Source organism: Novosphingobium sp. 11B (assembly GCF_054589055.1).
Genome location: NZ_BAAILP010000178.1, coordinates 25,317 through 43,419 on the forward strand (window position 1 = coordinate 25,317; position 18,103 = coordinate 43,419).

The 18,103-nt window shown below is 67.1% G+C and carries 18 protein-coding genes; 6 read left to right on the plus strand and 12 right to left on the minus strand.

Annotated elements, in window-relative coordinates; all coding sequences use genetic code 11:
* Positions 1-728, minus strand: a 728-nt coding sequence (locus ACYPYD_RS16695; protein WP_459664285.1) for a TetR/AcrR family transcriptional regulator, incomplete at its 3' end; no start/stop codon positions are given.
* A gap of 158 nt (positions 729-886) precedes the next feature.
* Between ACYPYD_RS16695 and ACYPYD_RS16700 the strand changes: the two genes are divergently transcribed.
* From ACYPYD_RS16700 to ACYPYD_RS16710, 3 genes are all read left to right on the plus strand, one after another.
* A complete protein-coding gene (locus ACYPYD_RS16700) occupies positions 887-1,621 on the plus strand; it encodes an SDR family NAD(P)-dependent oxidoreductase (protein WP_459664287.1) in 735 nt (244 codons plus the stop codon).
* Positions 1,622-1,781: 160 nt separating this feature from the next.
* The gene (locus ACYPYD_RS16705; protein WP_459664288.1) at positions 1,782-3,200 is read left to right on the plus strand and encodes a S41 family peptidase; all 1,419 of its coding nucleotides are present in this window, start codon (positions 1,782-1,784) and stop codon (positions 3,198-3,200) included.
* A 241-nt stretch (positions 3,201-3,441) separates the two neighbouring features.
* On the plus strand, positions 3,442-3,999 hold the full coding sequence (locus tag ACYPYD_RS16710; protein WP_036528541.1) for a VOC family protein: 558 nt from the start codon (positions 3,442-3,444) through the stop codon (positions 3,997-3,999).
* Between the two features lie 7 nt (positions 4,000-4,006).
* On the opposite strand, the gene ACYPYD_RS16715 is transcribed toward ACYPYD_RS16710, so the two are convergent.
* The 4 genes from ACYPYD_RS16715 to ACYPYD_RS16730 all read right to left on the minus strand — a co-directional run bounded on the left by ACYPYD_RS16715 (position 4,007) and on the right by ACYPYD_RS16730 (position 7,525).
* Positions 4,007-4,642, minus strand: coding sequence for a 2-dehydro-3-deoxy-6-phosphogalactonate aldolase (locus tag ACYPYD_RS16715; protein ID WP_459664289.1), 636 nt, complete (start codon positions 4,640-4,642; stop codon positions 4,007-4,009).
* Positions 4,639-5,529, minus strand: a complete 891-nt coding sequence (locus tag ACYPYD_RS16720) for a 2-dehydro-3-deoxygalactonokinase (protein ID WP_459664291.1) — start codon at positions 5,527-5,529, stop codon at positions 4,639-4,641. The genes ACYPYD_RS16715 and ACYPYD_RS16720 overlap by 4 nt, the downstream gene beginning before the upstream one ends.
* 159 nt (positions 5,530-5,688) lie before the next feature.
* A complete protein-coding gene (locus ACYPYD_RS16725) occupies positions 5,689-6,654 on the minus strand; it encodes a VOC family protein (protein ID WP_459664292.1) in 966 nt (321 codons plus the stop codon).
* Positions 6,655-6,727: 73 nt separating this feature from the next.
* Positions 6,728-7,525 carry a hypothetical protein gene (locus ACYPYD_RS16730; protein WP_459664294.1) on the minus strand — a complete coding sequence of 266 codons (798 nt, stop codon included), beginning with the start codon at positions 7,523-7,525 and terminating at the stop codon, positions 6,728-6,730.
* Between the two features lie 174 nt (positions 7,526-7,699).
* Here ACYPYD_RS16730 and ACYPYD_RS16735 point away from each other — a divergent pair, with 174 nt between their 5' ends.
* Positions 7,700-8,350 (plus strand): TetR family transcriptional regulator, encoded by a 651-nt coding sequence (locus ACYPYD_RS16735; protein ID WP_459664295.1) that lies wholly within the window; start codon positions 7,700-7,702, stop codon positions 8,348-8,350.
* Positions 8,351-8,494: 144 nt separating this feature from the next.
* On the opposite strand, the gene ACYPYD_RS16740 is transcribed toward ACYPYD_RS16735, so the two are convergent.
* From ACYPYD_RS16740 to ACYPYD_RS16750, 3 genes are all read right to left on the minus strand, one after another.
* The gene (locus ACYPYD_RS16740; RefSeq protein WP_008830113.1) at positions 8,495-8,854 is read right to left on the minus strand and encodes an EthD domain-containing protein; all 360 of its coding nucleotides are present in this window, start codon (positions 8,852-8,854) and stop codon (positions 8,495-8,497) included.
* Positions 8,851-9,639 (minus strand): sugar phosphate isomerase/epimerase family protein, encoded by a 789-nt coding sequence (locus ACYPYD_RS16745; RefSeq protein WP_459664297.1) that lies wholly within the window; start codon positions 9,637-9,639, stop codon positions 8,851-8,853. Before ACYPYD_RS16745 ends, ACYPYD_RS16740 begins: the two co-directional genes overlap by 4 nt.
* 154 nt (positions 9,640-9,793) lie before the next feature.
* Positions 9,794-10,972, minus strand: a complete 1,179-nt coding sequence (locus ACYPYD_RS16750) for an aromatic ring-hydroxylating oxygenase subunit alpha (RefSeq protein WP_036528548.1) — start codon at positions 10,970-10,972, stop codon at positions 9,794-9,796.
* 110 nt (positions 10,973-11,082) lie between these two features.
* On the opposite strand from ACYPYD_RS16750, the gene ACYPYD_RS16755 reads away from it, so the two are divergent.
* Positions 11,083-12,705: an AMP-binding protein gene (locus ACYPYD_RS16755; RefSeq protein WP_459664299.1), complete on the plus strand. Its 1,623-nt coding sequence runs from the start codon at positions 11,083-11,085 to the stop codon at positions 12,703-12,705.
* Positions 12,706-12,897: 192 nt separating this feature from the next.
* Here the strand turns inward: ACYPYD_RS16755 and ACYPYD_RS16760 are convergent, their stop codons facing one another.
* Positions 12,898-13,704, minus strand: coding sequence for an SDR family NAD(P)-dependent oxidoreductase (locus ACYPYD_RS16760; protein ID WP_008830111.1), 807 nt, complete (start codon positions 13,702-13,704; stop codon positions 12,898-12,900).
* Positions 13,705-13,855: 151 nt separating this feature from the next.
* Between ACYPYD_RS16760 and ACYPYD_RS16765 the strand changes: the two genes are divergently transcribed.
* The gene (locus ACYPYD_RS16765; protein ID WP_459664301.1) at positions 13,856-14,617 is read left to right on the plus strand and encodes an SDR family NAD(P)-dependent oxidoreductase; all 762 of its coding nucleotides are present in this window, start codon (positions 13,856-13,858) and stop codon (positions 14,615-14,617) included.
* 83 nt (positions 14,618-14,700) lie between these two features.
* On the opposite strand, the gene ACYPYD_RS16770 is transcribed toward ACYPYD_RS16765, so the two are convergent.
* Genes ACYPYD_RS16770 through ACYPYD_RS16780 form a run of 3 tightly spaced genes read right to left on the minus strand, consistent with a single transcriptional unit; the run spans position 14,701 to position 18,057 of the window.
* A complete protein-coding gene (locus ACYPYD_RS16770) occupies positions 14,701-15,642 on the minus strand; it encodes an N-acetylglucosamine kinase (protein ID WP_459664302.1) in 942 nt (313 codons plus the stop codon).
* Positions 15,639-16,781, minus strand: a complete 1,143-nt coding sequence (locus ACYPYD_RS16775; protein WP_459664304.1) for an SIS domain-containing protein — start codon at positions 16,779-16,781, stop codon at positions 15,639-15,641. The genes ACYPYD_RS16770 and ACYPYD_RS16775 overlap by 4 nt, the downstream gene beginning before the upstream one ends.
* A complete protein-coding gene (locus ACYPYD_RS16780) occupies positions 16,774-18,057 on the minus strand; it encodes a D-tagatose-bisphosphate aldolase, class II, non-catalytic subunit (RefSeq protein ID WP_459664305.1) in 1,284 nt (427 codons plus the stop codon). The genes ACYPYD_RS16775 and ACYPYD_RS16780 overlap by 8 nt, the downstream gene beginning before the upstream one ends.
* Positions 18,058-18,103 lie beyond the last annotated feature (46 nt).

Below are 18,103 nucleotides of genomic sequence, written 5' to 3' on the forward strand. Positions count from 1 at the left end.
TTGATCATGTCGGCGAACAGCGGCGCATGGCGATGGTTGTAAGGCGCGGTCAGCGCGACGGTCATCTGCACCATGGTATCGTCCACCAGCGCATCGAGCGTGATGCCCTGATCGAAGTGCGGAAAGCCGCTGTCCCGCCGCATCAGCATGTTGAGGAACATCAGCTTGCACAGCCCCACGCGCAAACGCAGCTCCACCGGCGGCACGTAGTTCACGCGCTCAACGATCAGCCGGCGCACCCGGCGCAGAGCGGGCACGGGGACCTCGGGATCGTCGTAAGGGTGCGGAATGCCTTCCGCACGGGTGCGGGTGAGGTACTGGGCGAGGAAGGCGGAGTACGGATGCCGCCCGTTCTCGTCGCTGATCGTCAGGTGCGGCAGGCACATGATCTCCAGCAGCGTGCGCGCATCGCCGAGCAGCCCCGCTTCCTCGGCGCGGTCGAGCATGGCGGCGCGCAGCGGCTCGAACATCTCGGTGCGGTAGTCGAAGATCGCGTAGACCAGCGCTTCCTTGGTGCCGAAGTGGTACTGGACGGCGGTATTGTTGCCCTGCCCTGCCGCCGCCGCGATCTCGCGCAGGGCGACGCCGTCGATCCCGCGATCGGCGAAGAGCTTCTCGGCGGCCTCGATGATCTTGATCCGCGTCGCGGCGGAAGTGACGTGGCGGCGACGGCCGCGTTCGGGAGCGGCCCCACGGTCATCGGCGTCGGTTCGGATAGTGTCGTGCATGGCATTACCCTCCTGTCCCGAGTGCCCGGCTTCGGCAAGCCCCCCAAGGGTCGCCCTGTCGATCATGACCACCTCACCGCGCCGGGCGCAAGCCCCCGCAGTGCAGCATCGTACCTATCAGGCGGGTCAGGCCCGCAATTTTCCCGGGAGAGCATGTCATGAATGACGAAAAGGTCGCCGTAATTACCGGCGCCGCACAAGGCATCGGCCGCGCCATCGCCGAAAAGCTGGCGGCGACAGGGCACCGGCTGGCGCTGCTCGACGTCAAGGGCCTCGATGCCGTCGCCGATGCCCTGCCCGGCAGCCTCGCCCTGCGCTGCGACGTGGCCGACCCGGCCAGCGTCGAGGACTGCGTGGGGCGCATCGCCGCCGAGTGGGGCCATGTCGACGTGTTGGTCAACAATGCCGGGATCAGTCCCAGTCACGGCGGCCGCTCGCTGCCTGTCGAGGAGACCGATATCGACGAATGGCACCGCGTGATCGCGGTCAATCTCACCGGCACCTTCCTGATGTGCCGGGCCGTGCTGCCGGTGATGAAGCCGCGCGGATGGGGCCGCATCGTCAACTTCTCCTCGCAAGGCGGCCGCATGCGCTCGCGCCTGTCGGGCGCGCACTACGGCGCGACCAAGGCAGGCGTGATCGGCTTTACCCGCGTACTCGCCGGGCAGGTCGGCGCCCACGGCATCACCGCAAACTGCATCGCGCCGGGCCGCATCGTCACTCCGCAAAGCGAAGGCTTCGGCGACAAGGACACATACACCGACGACATCCCCGTCGGCCGCCTCGGCGAGACCGACGACATCGTCGCGGGCGTGGAGTACCTGATCTCCGAGCGTGCCGCCTTCGTCACGGGGACGGTGCTGGACGTCAACGGCGGGTTCTTCATGCCGTAATTCTCCAAAAAACAATCCCGTGACAAATATTTAACCTGACCAAAGACGCACTTGTGTAATACCGCCTCTACAATGGCTTAGGGCGTGGTTGCGACTGCCACGCTCTTCGAACGGGGGACTACTGGTGCGATCGAACAAGACGTGGACGGCATGCGCGTGCGTGCTGGCTCTGCTGGTGACTTCATGCGGCGGCGGCGGGAGCGGAGGCGGTTCCACGCCGACGCCAACGCCGACCCCTGCCCCCACTCCGACACCCACGCCGGTCGCCGGGTGCTCGCTGCGCGAACGGCAGGACTGGGCAGAAGCGCAGCTGCGCGAATGGTATCTCTTCCCCGAGACCCTGCCCGCGAACGCCAATCCCGCAGCCTACACCACGCTCGACGACTACATCGATTCGCTGACCGCCAATGCCCGCGCCCAGAACCGGGACCGCTTCTTCACCTATCGCACCTCGATCGCGGAAGAGAACGCCTATTACGAGCAGGGCTCCTCGGCCGGGCTCGGCGTCCGCCTGGGCGTCAATTCCGCCGCTCGCCGCCTGTTCGTGATCGAGGCGTTCGAAACCGGTCCGGGGGCGACTGCCGGGATGCGGCGCGGCACCGAAATCCTCGCCATCGGCACCAGTTCGGGCAACCTGCAGACCGTGCAGTCGCTTTGGGTGGCAGGCGGCGTCAACGCGGTCGCCGATGCGCTCGGCCCGGACGAGGCGGGCGTTACCCGCGTGCTCCAGATCAGCGACGCCAGCGGAACGCGCAACATCACCGTCGCCAAGCGCGACTTCGCGCTGCAGCCGGTGTCCAGCACTTACGGCTACAAGGTGATCGACCAGGGCGGGCGCAAGGTTGGCTATCTCAACTTGCGCACCTTCATCTCCACCGCCGAGCCGCAGATGCGCACCGCTTTCGCCGCCTTCCGTGCGGCGGGCGTGACGCAGCTGGTGGTGGACTTGCGCTACAACGGCGGCGGGCTGATCTCCGTGGCCGAGCTGATGGGCAACCTGATGGGCGCCAACCGCACCGCGTCGGACGTCTTCTCCCACACCGTCTTCCGACCGGAAAAGTCCGCCGAAAACACCACGGCCTACTTCGCGGCGCAGGCCGAATCGGTCGCGCCGACGAAGATCGCCTTCATCACCTCGGGCGGCACCGCCTCGGCGAGCGAACTCGTGATCAACGCCTTCCTGCCCTACCTCAATGCCGATGTCGCGCTGATCGGCGCGAATACGTACGGCAAGCCGGTGGGCCAGATCGCGATCGACCGGCCCTCATGCGACGACCGCCTGCGCATCGTGGCGCTCAAGACGCAGAACAGCGCGGGCGAAGGCGACTATTTCAACGGTCTGGCCGACCGCATGAAGAGCACCTGCACCAGCAACGACGACATCAGCTACGACATGGGCGACCCGCGCGAGGATTCGACCCGCGTGGCGCTGCAGTTCCTGTCCGGCCAGAGCTGCACGCCGATCATCGGCCAGAGCATGGCACGCATGGCGGTGACGGCGGACACCTCGGAAAAGCGCGACATCCTCGCCCCGGCGCGGCCCAGCACCCCGCAGCGCGAGGTGCCAGGTCTGTTCTGAAGCACGGTCCGCGCCCATCACATCGTCGTCTTTCCCGCGAAGGCGGGAACCCATCTCCTGACGGTGCCTGTTGCAAGAGCGTCAGTTGGGTCCCCGCCTTCGCGGGGACGACGACGAATATGCGGCACGCTTCCAGGCTCTGACGGCAGCATGACCTCCCCTTTTGCCCGGTTGCGGCCGGGCGGGGACTCCTTGACCCTGCGGTTGCCGGTCTACGGCACCACGGGAAAGAGGAGAGGCCATGAAGCGCGCATTGTTCCAGCAGGCCTGGTTCGTGAACAGCATCGACGAGGCCGCGCAGAAGTGGTCCGACGCCTTCGGCGCCGGGCCGTTCTGCATGGTCCGCCACCACCACTGCGACGAGTTCACCTATCGCGGCACCACCGAGGAAGCGGACGTTTCCTATGCCTTCGGCTATCTCGGCGACATGATGATCCAGTTCATCGAGCAGCACGACGACAAGCCCTCGATCTACCGCGACATGTTCGCGAAAGGCGAGGAAGGCTTCCACCACATCGCCTACCTGGTCTCGGACTTCGCGGGCGAGCGGCAGCGCTGGATCGACATGGGCTATCCGCTGGCCACCGAACTATGGGCGGACGAGGTCAACGCGGCCTACTTCGATACCCGTGCGCTGAACGGCGGCTTCACCGAGATCCACGGCGACCCGCCGCACATCATGGGCCTCTTCGCGCACTGGAAACGGCTCCACGACGCGCGCACGGCGGACACCCCGGCGGCCTACGAAATGCAGGACCTCGCGTTCTACCGGCGCGCGCCTTTGCTGGAGACGGCCTGACCCCGGATTACGCGCGGCCCTCCATCTCCGCCCACGCCCGTGCGAAGGCCCGGGCGTTCGCGGCGATCTCGGCGGTGGTCATGCCGACCTTGTAGAGCGCCGAGCCAAGGCCGAAGCCGTCCGCGCCCGCCTGGCGCCAGGGCTCCATATTGGTCGGCGAGATGCCGCCCACAGCCAGCAGCGGCACGTCCTTGGGGAGCACGGCACGCTGGGCCTTGACCACCGCGGGGCTGGCGGCCTCGGCCGGAAACAGCTTGAGGCCGCTTGCCCCCGCCGCGAGCGCCGCGAACGCCTCGCTCGGCGTGAAGTAGCCCGGCAGCGAGACGAGGCCGCGACGGGCGCTCTCGGCGATCACGGCGACGTCGGTATTGGGCGAGACGATCATCGCGCCGCCCGCGTCCTGCACCTCGGCGACCTGCCCGACCGTCAGCACCGTGCCCGCGCCGACGATCGCCCGGTCGCCGACGCGCCGCGCCAGCTTCTCGATGGTGACGAGCGGGTCGGGCGAATTGAGCGGCACTTCGATCAGGCGGAAGCCCGCCTCGACCAGAACGTCGGCGGCGGCCTCGATTTCGTCGGAGCGAATGCCGCGCAGGATCGCGACGAGGGGAAGCTGCGCAAGCGCGGTGGCAAGGTCGATCATGGAGTCATATCCCGGATGCGGGTGATGCCGGCGATGAAGGCAGCGTGACTGTCGACGACGACTGCCTCTCCCCCGGCGATTGAAATGGCGGCGGAATAGAGCCGCGCGAGCAGCCCGTCGGCGAGGAGGTAGACGGTCTCCCCCGGCTTGATCCGGGCGCGGCAGTCGGTGCCGAGCAGCAGGCCGCTGACATAGGCCGCCGCCGTGCCGGGAGCCCGCGCACCCAGTACCGAGGCCGCGCGCACGCCGAACAGCGCAGCGAGCAGGTCACCGTCGGCGCTGGCCTCGACGCCCTTGCGGAACTCCGCGTCGGCATCGACTTCTCCGGTCATCTCGCTGCCGATCAGCGAATGGGCCTTGAGCATGGCGAACATCTCGCCCGTCATGGCGGTGGTGAAGTCGGCCAGCGCGCCGCCCCGCATGACCGCCCATTTGGCGTGGGTTCCGGGCTGGCACAGCAGAGCCTCGGCAGGCGCCAGCCCTGCCGCAACGGCGCCGAGAAGCTGAACTTCCTCGCCGCGCATCACGTCCTGTCGGCCATTCCTGTCGCGGCAGACGCCGGGGACTATGGCGACGCCCTCGACCGGCGAGACAAGCCCCGCCGCAAGCTCGGCGATTCCGGCAGGCGCGGCGACGTAGCCCGCGTCATGCCAGCCACGGTTGGAGCCGACCATGCCCGCCAGCAGCATCGGCAACCCGCCGTGCCGTGCGCGCAAGTCCGCGACGGCAGCAGGAAAACCACCCTCCGGGACCGAGAGTATGCCCTTGTCGTCCCGCTCGGCGGCGACGATCTCACCCCCCTCGATCACATAGGCGCGGCGATTGGTCGTGCCCCAGTCCACGGCGATGAAGGCGCTTGTCACCAGATCACCGCGCAAATCACGCAAGGCACCAGAACCACGGCAATCGCTCCTGCATTGGAACGGGTAGACGTCGCATAGCGCCCGTCTTCCGTCGAGATCGTATCCTTGCCGGGCCTCTTCATGGGCAACTGCATAAGAGAACGTATTTATAATATCAATCGTCACAATGACGCCGCAGCACTGTCAGCCCCCGTGGCTGAAGAACTCGACGATCGCGCCTTCAGGAGAGCGGACCGCGAACAGCGTGACGGTTCCGTAAGGCGCGATCACGAACGCCGCTGGTTCGATATGGAGTGACCCGCCCCGGCCGACGATCGCTGCGGCATAGGCACTGGCATCCTCCATTTCGAAGCGCAGGCACAGGATACCGACATTGGGCGCCGCGCAGTCGGCGTCGCAGCGGCGGCCGTACATCGCGGCGTTGTGGATCAACTCGACTCCGCCTACCGACGGCCCCGGCGGGTTGAAGATCACCACCCGGCGCTGCGCCCCGATCGCGGCGGGCAGCGGCAGGCCGAGCACATCGGCACCCGGCTCGGCCACGCCCTCGACCATGAAGTCGAGGTCCTTGTGCCAGCCCAACACGTCCACGTAGAACGCGATGGCGCCTTCGATATCCGCCACCATCTGGGTCGAATTGAACACCGGCGAAAGCCTGCCCGAAGGATCGAGCCCCGGCACTTCGGGCGAATAACGCTGGATCACCGCGAGGTTCAATCCGTCCGGGCCGATCGCCACGACCTGCCGGACCGAGAAGTGCGCCTCGCTGTAGTCCACCGGCTCACCGAACGCCGTCCAGCCGTGGCGCTGCAGCCCGCGATAGACCTTATCGACGTCGGCCGAGAACATATCGACGTCGAAGATGCCGCCGGTGTCCCAGGTCCGCTGGCTGGAACGCATGACCTTCTGCTCCACCCCGTGGAAGCGCACCAGCCTGAGCGCGCCGCGCCCGGATACGGTGTTCTGCGGCACGAACAGCGCCTGCTCGATCCGCGTGCACTGCTGCGGAACATGCCATGCCGCGAACTGGGAAGGCGGAGCATCGGGCAAGTTGACGCGGTCATAGCCGCACACCTGCATTAAAGGCGCCGCCAGGCGTTCGATGTCGAAGGTGCTGACGACGGCTTCCTGAATGGGCTGGATGATCATGACCGGAAGATTGATCGCGGCTTGAGGCCCATGTCCCACGAGCGCGCGCCAGTGTCCGACTGGCGAAGAAACCTCAGCGCTTCGAAGCGACCTCGGGAATGTCACTGGCGACCATCTCGCTGCGGTCGCGGGCAATCGACCAGAGGCGGCGCTTCGCCTTCGGATCCCAGTCGATCGCCTGCCCCGGCGTGGCGATGGCGAAGGTCTCTACCAGTTCGAGGCGCGAGCCCGCTTCCGGCAGGCGCAAGGCGTAGAGCTCGGGGCGATCGTGGCCGGTCACGTAGATCAGCCCGTCCACGCCCCAGCTCATGCCGGAGCAGCTCTTGGGCGCCATGCGGGCGAGAACCTCCTCCGGGAAGGCCCAAGTCTGCTCGATGCGGAACTGTTCGTCCATCCGCGCCAGCACGGTGTAGCGATAGTCGCGCACCGGCTCGCCACCCTTGCCCTCGTAGTTCGCGAAGACCGCCCACCACTTGCCGTCGTGCCGGTCGATCACGGTCAGCGATCCCGGGCCGAAACCGAGGCTGATGGTGCCGGAATGGCGCAGCGGGCGGGTGTCGAAGATCTCGATCGCGCTGGTCTGCGGCACCGCCGGGTAGTTGGAGGCGGCGCAGTAGAGCTTCGTCTGAACGACCGTGCAGCTGTTCATGTGGGGGAACAGGCGGCGCTCGCCCTGCCACTGGTCCACCTTTTTTCCGTCCGAGAGACGGTATTTGCCGATGCGGTCGTTGTCGATCGCGTAGACGAACGTGCCGTCCGATGCGGCGCCCTGATGCGCCTCGGGCGCGGCCATCCGCATCGCCACGGGTGCCGCATCGGCGAGTACCGCCGCCGAGGCAAAAAGGGGAAGGACAGACAGCAGACGGATCATGGATGCGCACCTTCGAATGGGTCGCCGAGCGCTTACGACGGTCATGCTACGCTACCATGTCGCAGCGCATTTGCATGAAATCGCATGCGGGTTTGCATCTTTCCTGTTGCCCGATCCATCCCGGACAAGGCAGGAGGAGTGCAATCTCTTCGCAATTGCACACGGAAAATCAGTTTGGCCGCCAGCCCCGCCCGCAAGCGCCCCGAGCGCGCCCCAGTCCGCAAGACCGCCGAAAGCGCGCCCACCCGCCAGTCGATCAAGAGCGCCCAGACGCGCGGACGGCTGATCGAGGCGACGATCCAGTGCCTCGTCAAGGTCGGCTATTCCGGCACGACGACGCCGCTGGTCGCGGTGGAAGCCGGATTGTCGCGCGGGGCGATGCTCCACCATTTCGAGAACAGCGCGACGCTGATCCGCGCCACCATCGTCGAACTCCACGAGCGACGCCTGCGGGCCTTCCGCCGCTCGTCCGAAATCACCGAGCATGAACCCGCGACGATGGTGACGGCGTACTGGAAGCAGGTTCAGAAGCCCGCCTTCGTCGCCTTCCAGGAACTGGCGATGGCCGCGCGCACCGATGCCGATCTTGCCCAGATCATGCGCCCGCTGCAGGTCGAATACCGCGAGCGCTTCAATGCCGAGGCGATCGCCCTCTTCCCCGAATGGCAGTCCGAGCCCGAGCATTTCGCGCAGGCCATGGCCCTTTCGCAGACGCTGATCGAGGGTATGGCGACCGGCCTGATGACCGGCGCGCTCGACGAGGCGATGGTGCCGCACATGCTCAAGATGCTGGAAGATCAGGTCCGCACCCTGCGGCCCGCCTGAAGGCCCGCCCCTGCCGAGCTACCCTAGCGGCGGCATCACCGATGCGCTCTCGGTCACGGTGAAGGCGCGGACCCGGCTGCGGTCGAACAGGTTTTCCTCGTCCTCGGCGATCATCGCGGCGACTTGCGGATCGCCCCTGCCGAGCTACCCTAGCGGCGGCATCACCGATGCGCTCTCGGTCACGGTGAAGGCGCGGACCCGGCTGCGGTCGAACAGGTTTTCCTCGTCCTCGGCGATCATCGCGGCGACTTGCGGATCGCCCAGCGCAGCAAAGCAGGCATCGCGCGTCGCCGCGTCGGGGAAGTCGATTTCCATCACCACGTCGTGATCGAACGGCTGGTCCGTCCCGTCCATCGGCGAGAGAAACCGGCGCACGTAGCGCGTGGCGTAGCCCGCCAGCACCTTCTCGCCGATCACGCGGTGGCGGCTTTCGTAGTAGGCGCGGAAGTCCTCGACGCTCATGCCTTCGCGGCGCTTGAGGAGCGTGATCACGGTAACCGTCATGCCAACACGCCCATCCACTCGCGCATCCCGTCAAGCACCGCCTTCGCCCGCAGCGCCGGGTGCGAGAACGCCTCGCGTAGCGCCGCCGAGCGCAGTTCCAGCGATAGCGGAATCCCTTGCGGCAGAGCCTGCAGCATCGCCGCCAGCGGCAGCGCGCCCTCGCCCGGCTGTTCGCGCAGGTCGATGGCATCGGTGATGACCGCGTCGAAGTTCGCCGGATCGGGCCGTTCGGCCCGCGCGTCGCAGAACTGGGCGTAAGGCAGCAGCGCCGGATCGATGGCCGCGATCTGATCGACCGTCGTGCCGGAGCGGTCGACGTGGATCGGATCGACCAGCACCGCGCGCAAGGGATGCTCCACCCGGTCGAGAATGCCGAGCGCCTGGCTCAGGGTCTTCACCTCGGTGAATATGCCGAATTCCAGTGCCACGCGCATTCCCGATCCCTCGGCATGGCGGCACAGGGCGGAGAGGCGCTCGATCGTCTCGCCCTCCTCGTGCGAGGATACGCAAAGCACGTTGGCCGCGCCGAGCTGCGCGCCGACGTCCAGCACCTTGCGGTGATCGTCGAGCGTGGTGTCGGGGCGAATCCACACGACCTCGACGTCGAGCACCGGCAGGCCGGTGCGCTGCAATGCTGCGCGCGCATCGCGGGTATGCTGCGCGGTCCATTCGAGCGGATCGACCCAGAGGCCGACCGCGTCGAACCCGGCGGCGGCACCTGCCTCGATCACGTCCACGGCGCCGAATTCGGGCAGGACGCCGGAGGCGAGGGATAGTTTATGCATTGTTTTTTCTCCCTTGGGCGCGCCCCATCTGGCCCACCCCGTCCGGCTAGTTCGCTGCGCTCTCAAGCCTCCCGGCCCTCCCGCGAGCGGGAGGGCTAGGCGCAGGTCTATCATCCCCCTCCCGCTTGCGGGAGGGGACAGGGGTGGGCGCGTATCACATCACCGGTTCGGGCAAGGAGGCATCATCCGCCAGATACCAGTTCAGCCACTCATGGAAGTACTGGTTCCCCCGTTCGTTCTTGCCAAACGTCAGGTCGTCATGCGCGCCCGATTCGAGGCCCTTCTGGATCTCAAGGCCGATCACATAGTCTTCCTCATACGTAACATCGCGGAAGAAGTTCATCGCCGCTTCCACCGCCTCGCGGTCCGCCTCATCCTTGACCGGATTGCGACGCAGGTAGTTCAGCACGGTGCGGTTCTCGGCGGGCGTCGGTCCGGGGAACAGCTGCGCGACTTGCGTGATCTCCGGCGCGATGAAGATCGAGACGTTGGGGAAGAAGATGCGCACGAAATCGTAGCCGTAGTTCTCGCGGTTGCCCCATTCCTCGCGGGGCACGTCCCTGAGCTGCTCGGCGATCGAATGCTGCGGGAAGCCGATGCGGATGTTCGGCCCGAAGCCCTCGTAATGCGTGCAGTTCGACGGCGTGCGCGGGAAAATCGTCTCGGGGTGCAGCGACTTGAAGTGGTAACCCTCCAGATAGCCGTCGAAGGCGATCTTCCAGTTCGCCCCGTGGATCGTGCGGTTGCCGAGATACGTCCAGTTCGCGAAATCGAGCGCGTCGAAATCCTCGAGGAAGTCCTTGAAATAGTGATCGAGGTCCATCGGCGCGTTGGGCGTCAGGCACACGAAGATCATGCCGCCGCGTTCCTCGCACGGCAGTTCGCGCAGGCCCATCGCGCCCTTGTCCACCTCGCCGAAGGTGCCCGGCTCCGAAATGCCGATCAGCTTGCCGTCGGCGCCATAGGTCCAGGAGTGGTACTTGCAGGTGAAGCGCGAGCAGTTGCCCTTGCCGTCCGGCGCGACCGGCGCGCCGCGATGCGAGCAGACGTTGAGGAAGGCGCGCACTTTGCCCTGCTTGTCGCGGTTGATGAGCACGGGCGAGCCGACCGCGTCCATCGCCTTGTAGTCGCCGGGATTCGGCAGTTCGGCGGTGAAGGCCAGCATCAGCGGCACGCGCTTGAAGACCAGTTCCAGCTCGGCCTTGAACTGGTCCTTGTCGGTATAGCTGCCGGTGGGCACGCGCAGCGGCCGCGCGGTCTGGAAGGTCTTCTTGTTCGCCACGTAGTCGAGCATGATCTCGGCCACGTCACCAATGCGCTTTACGCGTTCCACGGTCTTCTCCCGGTAATTTATACGTCGATCCTGCGCGAGCCGCCCGGTCGCCACAAGCTGCGCAAGGTGATAGGCGACAGGGGGGCGCACAGTGCGGCACTCAGGGGATCATGATGGAGAGGAAGAGCCCCCCGTGGGCATGGCTTGAAACCCCACCGCCGCATCTGGCTGCTTACGCCGGAACGGACTTGTGGGACGAACGCACGATCGCCGAGCAGGCGAGCGCGCTGGCCGAGGCCGACCCCGGCTTCGTGTGCCTGATCGAAGGCGACGTGACCGTCACCCGCGCGCAGGCCGTAGCCGATGCCGAGGCGCTGAGCGCCGCGATGCATGCGCGCGGCCTGCGGCCGGGAGACGTCATCGCCTTCCAGGTGCCCAACTGGCGCGAGGCGATGGTGATCAACCTGGCCGCCGCGATGTCGGGCCTCGTCGTCAACCCGATCGTGCCGATCTACCGCGACCATGAAGTCTCGTTGATGCTGGCGGACTGCGGCGCGCGGGCGTTCTTCGTCCCCTCTTCGTTCCGCAAGTTCGACTATGCGGCGATGGCGCGGCGACTCGCAGGCGTGCTGCCGGACCTGGCCCATGTCTTCACCGTGCGCGGCGAAGGCTCGGACGATTACGCAGCGCTGATCGAGGAAGGGCGCGCCCTCTCCTTCGCCCGGCCAAAAGTCGATCCGCTGGGCGTGAAGATGGTGCTCTATACCTCGGGCACCACGGGGCGGCCGAAGGGCGTGCTGCACAGCCACGTCTCGATCGCCCGCATCCTGCGCGAGAGCGGGCACTACTGGGGCCTGACCGAAGGCGAGGCGACGCTGATGCCCTCCCCCGTCACGCATGTCTCGGGCTATGCCAACGGGCTGGAGGCGCCGTTCATCTGCGGAATCCGCACGGTGCTGATGGAAAGCTGGAACGCGGAGCAGGCACTCGCCCTGATCGACCGGCACCAGGCGGTCGGCACCGTCGCCGCCACGCCGTTCCTCGTCGAGCTGGCGGCCGCCGCCCGCGCGCGCGGCAATCGTCTGCCCAGCTTCCGCTTCTTCGCCTGCGGCGGCGCGGCGGTTCCGGCGGACTTGATCCCCGCCGCCAATGCCGCGTTCGACCACTGCCGCGCCTTCCGCGTCTTCGGCGCCTCCGAAGTGCCGCTGGTGACGTTCGGCTGGCCCAACGTCGAGGCGCTGGCCGCGACGACCGACGGCGCCATTGTCGATTACGAGGTGCGCATCGTCGATCACGAGGACCGCGACCTGTCCGACGGCCGGGAAGGCGAAATCCTCGCGCGCGGCCCCGGCATGATGCTGGGCTATGCCGACGAGGCGCAGACCCGCGAGGCGATCACCACGGACGGCTTCTTCCGCACCGGCGACCTCGGCGTGCGGAGCGAAGACGGCGCGATCACCATCACCGGCCGCAAGAAGGACCTCATCATCCGCGGCGGCGAGAACATCTCTGCCAAAGAGATCGAGGACGTCCTGCACGCCCACCCCGCCGTGCGCGAGGCGGCCGTCGTCGCCATGCCGCACGAGCGCCTGGGCGAAGGCGTCTGCGCCTACGTCATCGCCGATGGCGAGGCGCCGAGCCCGCAGGCGCTCGCCGCACACATCGCCGACAGCGGGCTGGCGAAGCAGAAAATTCCCGAGAGGTTCGAATTCCGCGAGGATTTCCCGCGCACGGCTTCCGGCAAAGTGCGCAAGGACCTGCTCCGCGCGGATGTGAAGGCGCTGGTGCCCTAATTCCTCCCCGAGCTTGTCTCGGGGAGGTGGCAGCCCGTCAGGGCTGACGGAGGGGGAATTTTCCGAACTCTCCCCCTCCACCACCGCTTCGCGGCGGTCCCCCTCCCCGAGCAAGCTTGAGGAGGAATAGGAACCGGAACTGGCGACGGCATCCTTGGATACCGCCGCCGGCCCTTCCTCCCCAGGAAACTCTCAGCCCGCAGCCATGGCGGCTGCGACGGCCGCGTCGATTTCGCTCTTCATCGGGTTGCGGCGCAGCGTCAAGCCGCCATTTACCTGCAGGTTCTCGCCGGTCATGAAGCACTCATCGCTGGAAAGCCAGACGACGGCGGCCGCAATGTCGTCGCTGGTGCCGATCCGGCCGAGCGGATAGCCCGCAAGGAAGGCGTCGAACAGGCCCGGCACCTGCTTGGCGTCCGAAGTCATCGGCGTGTCGGTCAACCCCGGCGAGATCGAATTCGCGCGCACGCCTTCCGCCCCGAACTCGTGCGCCACACAGCGGATCACGTGATCGGCCCCCGCCTTGGTGCCCATGTAGGCGGCATGGTCGTTGAGCATGATCGTCGCCGTCGCGGAGCTGATCTGGATCAGCGAGCCCCCGCGTCCGCCCTTGCTGCGCGCCATCTTGCCCACCATCGACTGGTAGAAGTGGAAAGGCCCGACATACTGCAGCATCGTCATCGCCATCAGTTCGTCATGCGTGGTTTCCAGGAAGCCCTTCAGGAGCCCCCAGCCGGTGGCATTCACCGCAATGTCGATGCCGCCAAGCTGCTGCGCGGCGCTGTCCGCCAGAGCATCGACGCTGGCCTTGTCGGTCAGGTCGCAGGCGCTCCACTTGCAGTCATGCTGCACGGCGAAATCGGCCAGCACGTCTTCCTTGCGGCCGGAAACGAGCACGCTGGCGCCCTCGTCCATCAGGCGCCGGGCGATATGCTGGCCCATGTTGTCGGGGCTGCTGGCGCCGAGGACAACGGCGCGCTTTCCTTCGAGGCGCTTCATGACACTCTCCCGTCGAATTGTTGCGGCCCCCGCGCTAGCACGGCGGGGCTGCGGTCATTCCTGACCAAAGAAATAGTGGCCATGCCGCGCCCGAGCGGCGACACCACGGCATCTGACAAGAAACCACGCGCGTGGCAGAGGAGCGCAAGACATGGATCTCGGACTGAAGGGCCTCAAGGCCATCCTCGTGGGCGCGAACGGCGGCATCGGCCGCGTAGTCGCGCATGTGCTGTCAGCCGAAGGCTGCGACATCGCCATCTGCGGCCGCTCGCAGGACAAGGTGGACAACGTGCTGTCGGAGGTCGCCGCTTCCGGCGTGAAGACCTACGGCGAGGCGCTTGACGTCACGCAGGTCGAGGCCGTCCCCGCCTTCGTCGACAAGGCGGCCGAGGCGCTCGGCGGCTGCGACATCTTCATCAGCTTCACGTCCACCAACCTCGGCGAAGACACCGACGCCGCGTGGGAAGCCGTGATCCAGGCCGACATCCTGCCGATGCGGCGCGGCATCGCGGCGGCCCGCCCGCACCTTGCCAAGTCGGACAACGCCGCGATCGTGTGCTTCAGCTCGACCGGCGCGGTCGAGGAATTCATGGGCGTCCAGCCCTACAACGCCCTCAAGGCCGCCGTGATGAACTATTCCTCGTCACTGGCGCAGGCGCTGGCGGGCGAAGGCATCCGCGTGAACTGCATCACCCCGGGCCCGGTCATGACCGAGGACGGCCCCTGGCCCAAGATCCAGGCCGCCATGCCGGACTTCTACAACGCGACGCTCGCCAACATGCCCTCGGGCCGCTTCACCACCGGCGAGGAACTCGCCAAGGCGGTGGCTTTCGTCGTCTCGCCGGCGTGCAAGGCGATGACCGGCGCCAACATCCTGGTCGACAACGGCTATACCAAGCGCACCCAGTTCTGACGGTTCAACCTCCCTCCAGAGGATCATGCGGCGGGCCAAGGCCCGCCGCTTTTTTTGGGGGACATCGCAGTCCCTGCAACACCCTATCGGCTTGCGTTTCGAAGCCCCAGGTTTTTGGCATAAAGAGCAGAACCATAGCCGGGCGAGAACATCGGCTCGTGCAGGGAAAAGCCATGGGCGCTTGCGATGCGGAGGAACTCTTCGCGGACCCGGGCTTCACGGCTCAGCACGCCGCCCGACCACGATAGCGGGACAGCCGTGCCTTCCGCAAATCCAAGCGCCGCGCGCAGTGCCAGGGCCATGTCCCCCAGTTCGCGCGCCGCTTCGTCGAGGATGGCCCCCGCCGCCTCGTCTCCGGCCATGGCGGCATCGGAGACCAGTCCGGCCAAACCCGCGATCTCGCTACGCCCCATGCCTGGCGGCCCCATGACTCGCCCGCACACGTCGAGGTCGTCCTCGAGCGACAGCGCGGTGCGGAGCGTTTCGTGGAGCGGCCCGCGCGGAGTGCGTCCGTCGCTCATGCGGGTGAACAGCGCAAGCCCCTTGATGGCGATCCAGTAGGCCGATCCCTCATCGCTGAAGACTTCGCCCCAGCCACCGGCGCGGGCAGCCTTGCCCTGCCGTTCGCCATAGCCGATCGAGCCGGTCCCGGCGACGATGTTGATGCCGTCCTCGCCGCCCAGCGATCCGGCCCAACCGCAGACCATGTCGTTGCCGACATCGTAGCGATCATGGCCCAGCACCGCGCCGCATGCCGCGTGGATGCGCGGATCGATGTCGCGGTCCTCGCCATAGGCAGGCAGGCCGAAGAACGCATGGTCGATGCCCTGCGGCGTGATGCCGATCGCCGCGCAGACTTGCGCGGCGCCGGTTTCGAGCCGCCGCACCACTTCGTCGAAGCCGACCTGGAGATGATAGGTCGTGCCCGCCAGAGCGGTGGCGAGCACCTCTCCACCGCCGTCGATGCAGACGAACTCGGTCTTGGTGCCGCCGCCATCAACGCCGAGGAAGACGCCGCCGCTCATACTGGTTGCGCGTGGATCCGCACGCCCTGGACAACGCGGTTGACGGTGCCGCTGGCGTTCGGGCGATCAGGCGTGAGGCCCAGTTCGATCGAAACGGCAAGGCCGAAAAGCTGCGCGGGAACGATGAACGGGAACAGCAGGTCCGCATCCACCGCGCCCAGCAGGCCGGGCACCGATACGTCGGCCTTGTCATCCGGGTTGGTCGAAACCACGACCACTGCCCCGCTGTGCCCGTCGGCCTTCAGTTCGGCGATGATGTCGAGATCGTAGAGCCGGGTCAGCGGATCGTTGGAGACGAAGACCACCGCCAGCGTCTCACCGTCGATGATCGTCTTGGGGCCGTGGCGAAAGCCCAGCGCGGTGTCGAACGCCGTCACTACCGCACCGTCGCTCAGTTCCATCAGCTTGAGCGCCGCCTCGCGCGCCAGCCCCTTGAACGGGCCGCTGCCGAGGTATACGACCCGCTTGAAACCGCGCTCGGCCAGCGTCTCCACCACCGGCCCGCTCTGCGCATGGGTGGCGGCCACGGCGGAGGCGATCGCCTCGATGCGGCCGTCCAGCGCCGCGATCCCGCTCAGGATCGAGAGCGCGGCGAACATCATCGCGCTGAAGCTGGACGTCATCGCAAAGCCCCGGTCGTGCGTCGCCTCGGGCAGCACGACGACATGGGTGTTGCCACCGCTGCGCTGCGCCAGTTCACCCTCGGCATTGCAGGTGATAACGAGGTGATAGGCCTGATCGATATGCGCGTCGACCAGATCGACGGCGGCCACGCTCTCCGGGCTACTGCCTGAACGCCCGAACGAGACAAGCAGCGTCGGCACCTCGCGGCGGAGGTAAAGCGCGGGCGAACTGACGATGTCGGTCGTCGCGATCGCTTCCACCGAACGGCCGAGCACGCCCGAGAGCCACGGAGCCAGACACTCGCCGATGAAGGCCGAGGTGCCTGCTCCTGTCAGCACGATGCGCGCATGAGGGTTGGGCAGGATCGGGCCGGTGAAGGCTTCGATCGCGGCCTTGTTCGCGCTCAGGATCGCTTGTGTCGCGCGCAGCGTTTCGGGCTGCTGCGCGATCTCCCGGCGAGTCCAGGGTTCGGCGTCGTTGCCCGGCGTTCCGGGAACCAGCAGGGCGTCAGGCATCGGGGTGGCAAGCTCCATGATAGGCGTCGAGAGTGGCGGCGATATGCGCCATGACAAGGTCTGCGGGATCGAGCGACGCGGTCCCGGCGCGCACTGCCGCATAGGCAAGCGGCAAGTGCTGGCTGACCAGCGGCAGCGAGGGCACCATGTCGCGCAAGTTGGCGAACAACTGCTCCTGCGCGGCGACGATGCGCGCGTCGGGCCAGTAGTAGCGGATGCGGTCGGAAAGGCTGTACTGCAGCTGCAGGCTCAGCGCCGCCCCTTGCGCATGGTAATACTTGCGCCAGTTACCCGGCTCGGCGCGCATGCGCTCCAGCGCGACTTCGCGAAGCCCCGCACGGCGAGGAGCCGGTACGGTTTCCGCCTCGATCGCATCGAGCGCCCAGAGCGCCTCACGCAGCGCGAATGTCACGCCGGGGCCGACCTTGAGCACCGCGAAATGATCGCGCACCAGCGCGGCAAGCGCCTCGGCGGTCTGATAATCGGTCGAATGCGCTTCGTAGACCAGCCCCGCGACCGGCTCGATCGCGCGGCTCAGTCCGGTGGCGCGCTCGGGACGGTAATCGACGACCTTGTCGTGATCGAACTCGACGCCCGGCTGGACGACGGTGGCGATCACGCGGTCCCATGCAGCGGACAGCCCCGCCTCGGCGAACAGTGCGCGGTGCATCTCGACCGTGGCGATGGCGTCGGCCGGATCAGTGACGGCCAGTTCGTCGAGGTCTTCCGCCGCGCCGCCCGGCACGGGAACCTCGGTGCCGATCACATAGACCGGCGCGTCCGCGGCCATGCCCTCGAAGGCATCTTCGGCGGCCCGGCACAGGCGCGCCGCACGTTCGGCGATGGTCCGTTCGGGCAGCGGCACCGGATCGTCGGCGCAGCTCATCGAGCAGTCGAGATGGATCTTGCCGAACCCGGAGCGCACGTAAGCCGCGACCATCACTTCCGCCCGGTCCATCGCCTCGGCCGCAGGCAGCCCGGTCCAGGGATTGGGACCGAGATGATCGCCGCCCAGCGCCAGCCGTTCGACCGGGAAGCCGACGCGCTGCGCGATGGCGCCCACGAAGTCGCGGTAATCGGCGGGGGTCATGCCGGTGTAGCCGCCGTCCTGGTTCACCTGGTTGCAGGTTGCCTCGACGAGGAGGATGTCCTGGCCGGTCGCCAGCGCGTGGCGCAGCGCCGCTTCGATCGCCAGCGGGTGCGCGCAGCATACCGAAGTCACGCCGATGCGTTCGCCCGCCTTGTGCCGCAGCACGATATCTCGAATCGCTTTCACATCGCTTCCTTTCGCCTCGACGGGTAGCGCAACGAAACTTTAAACG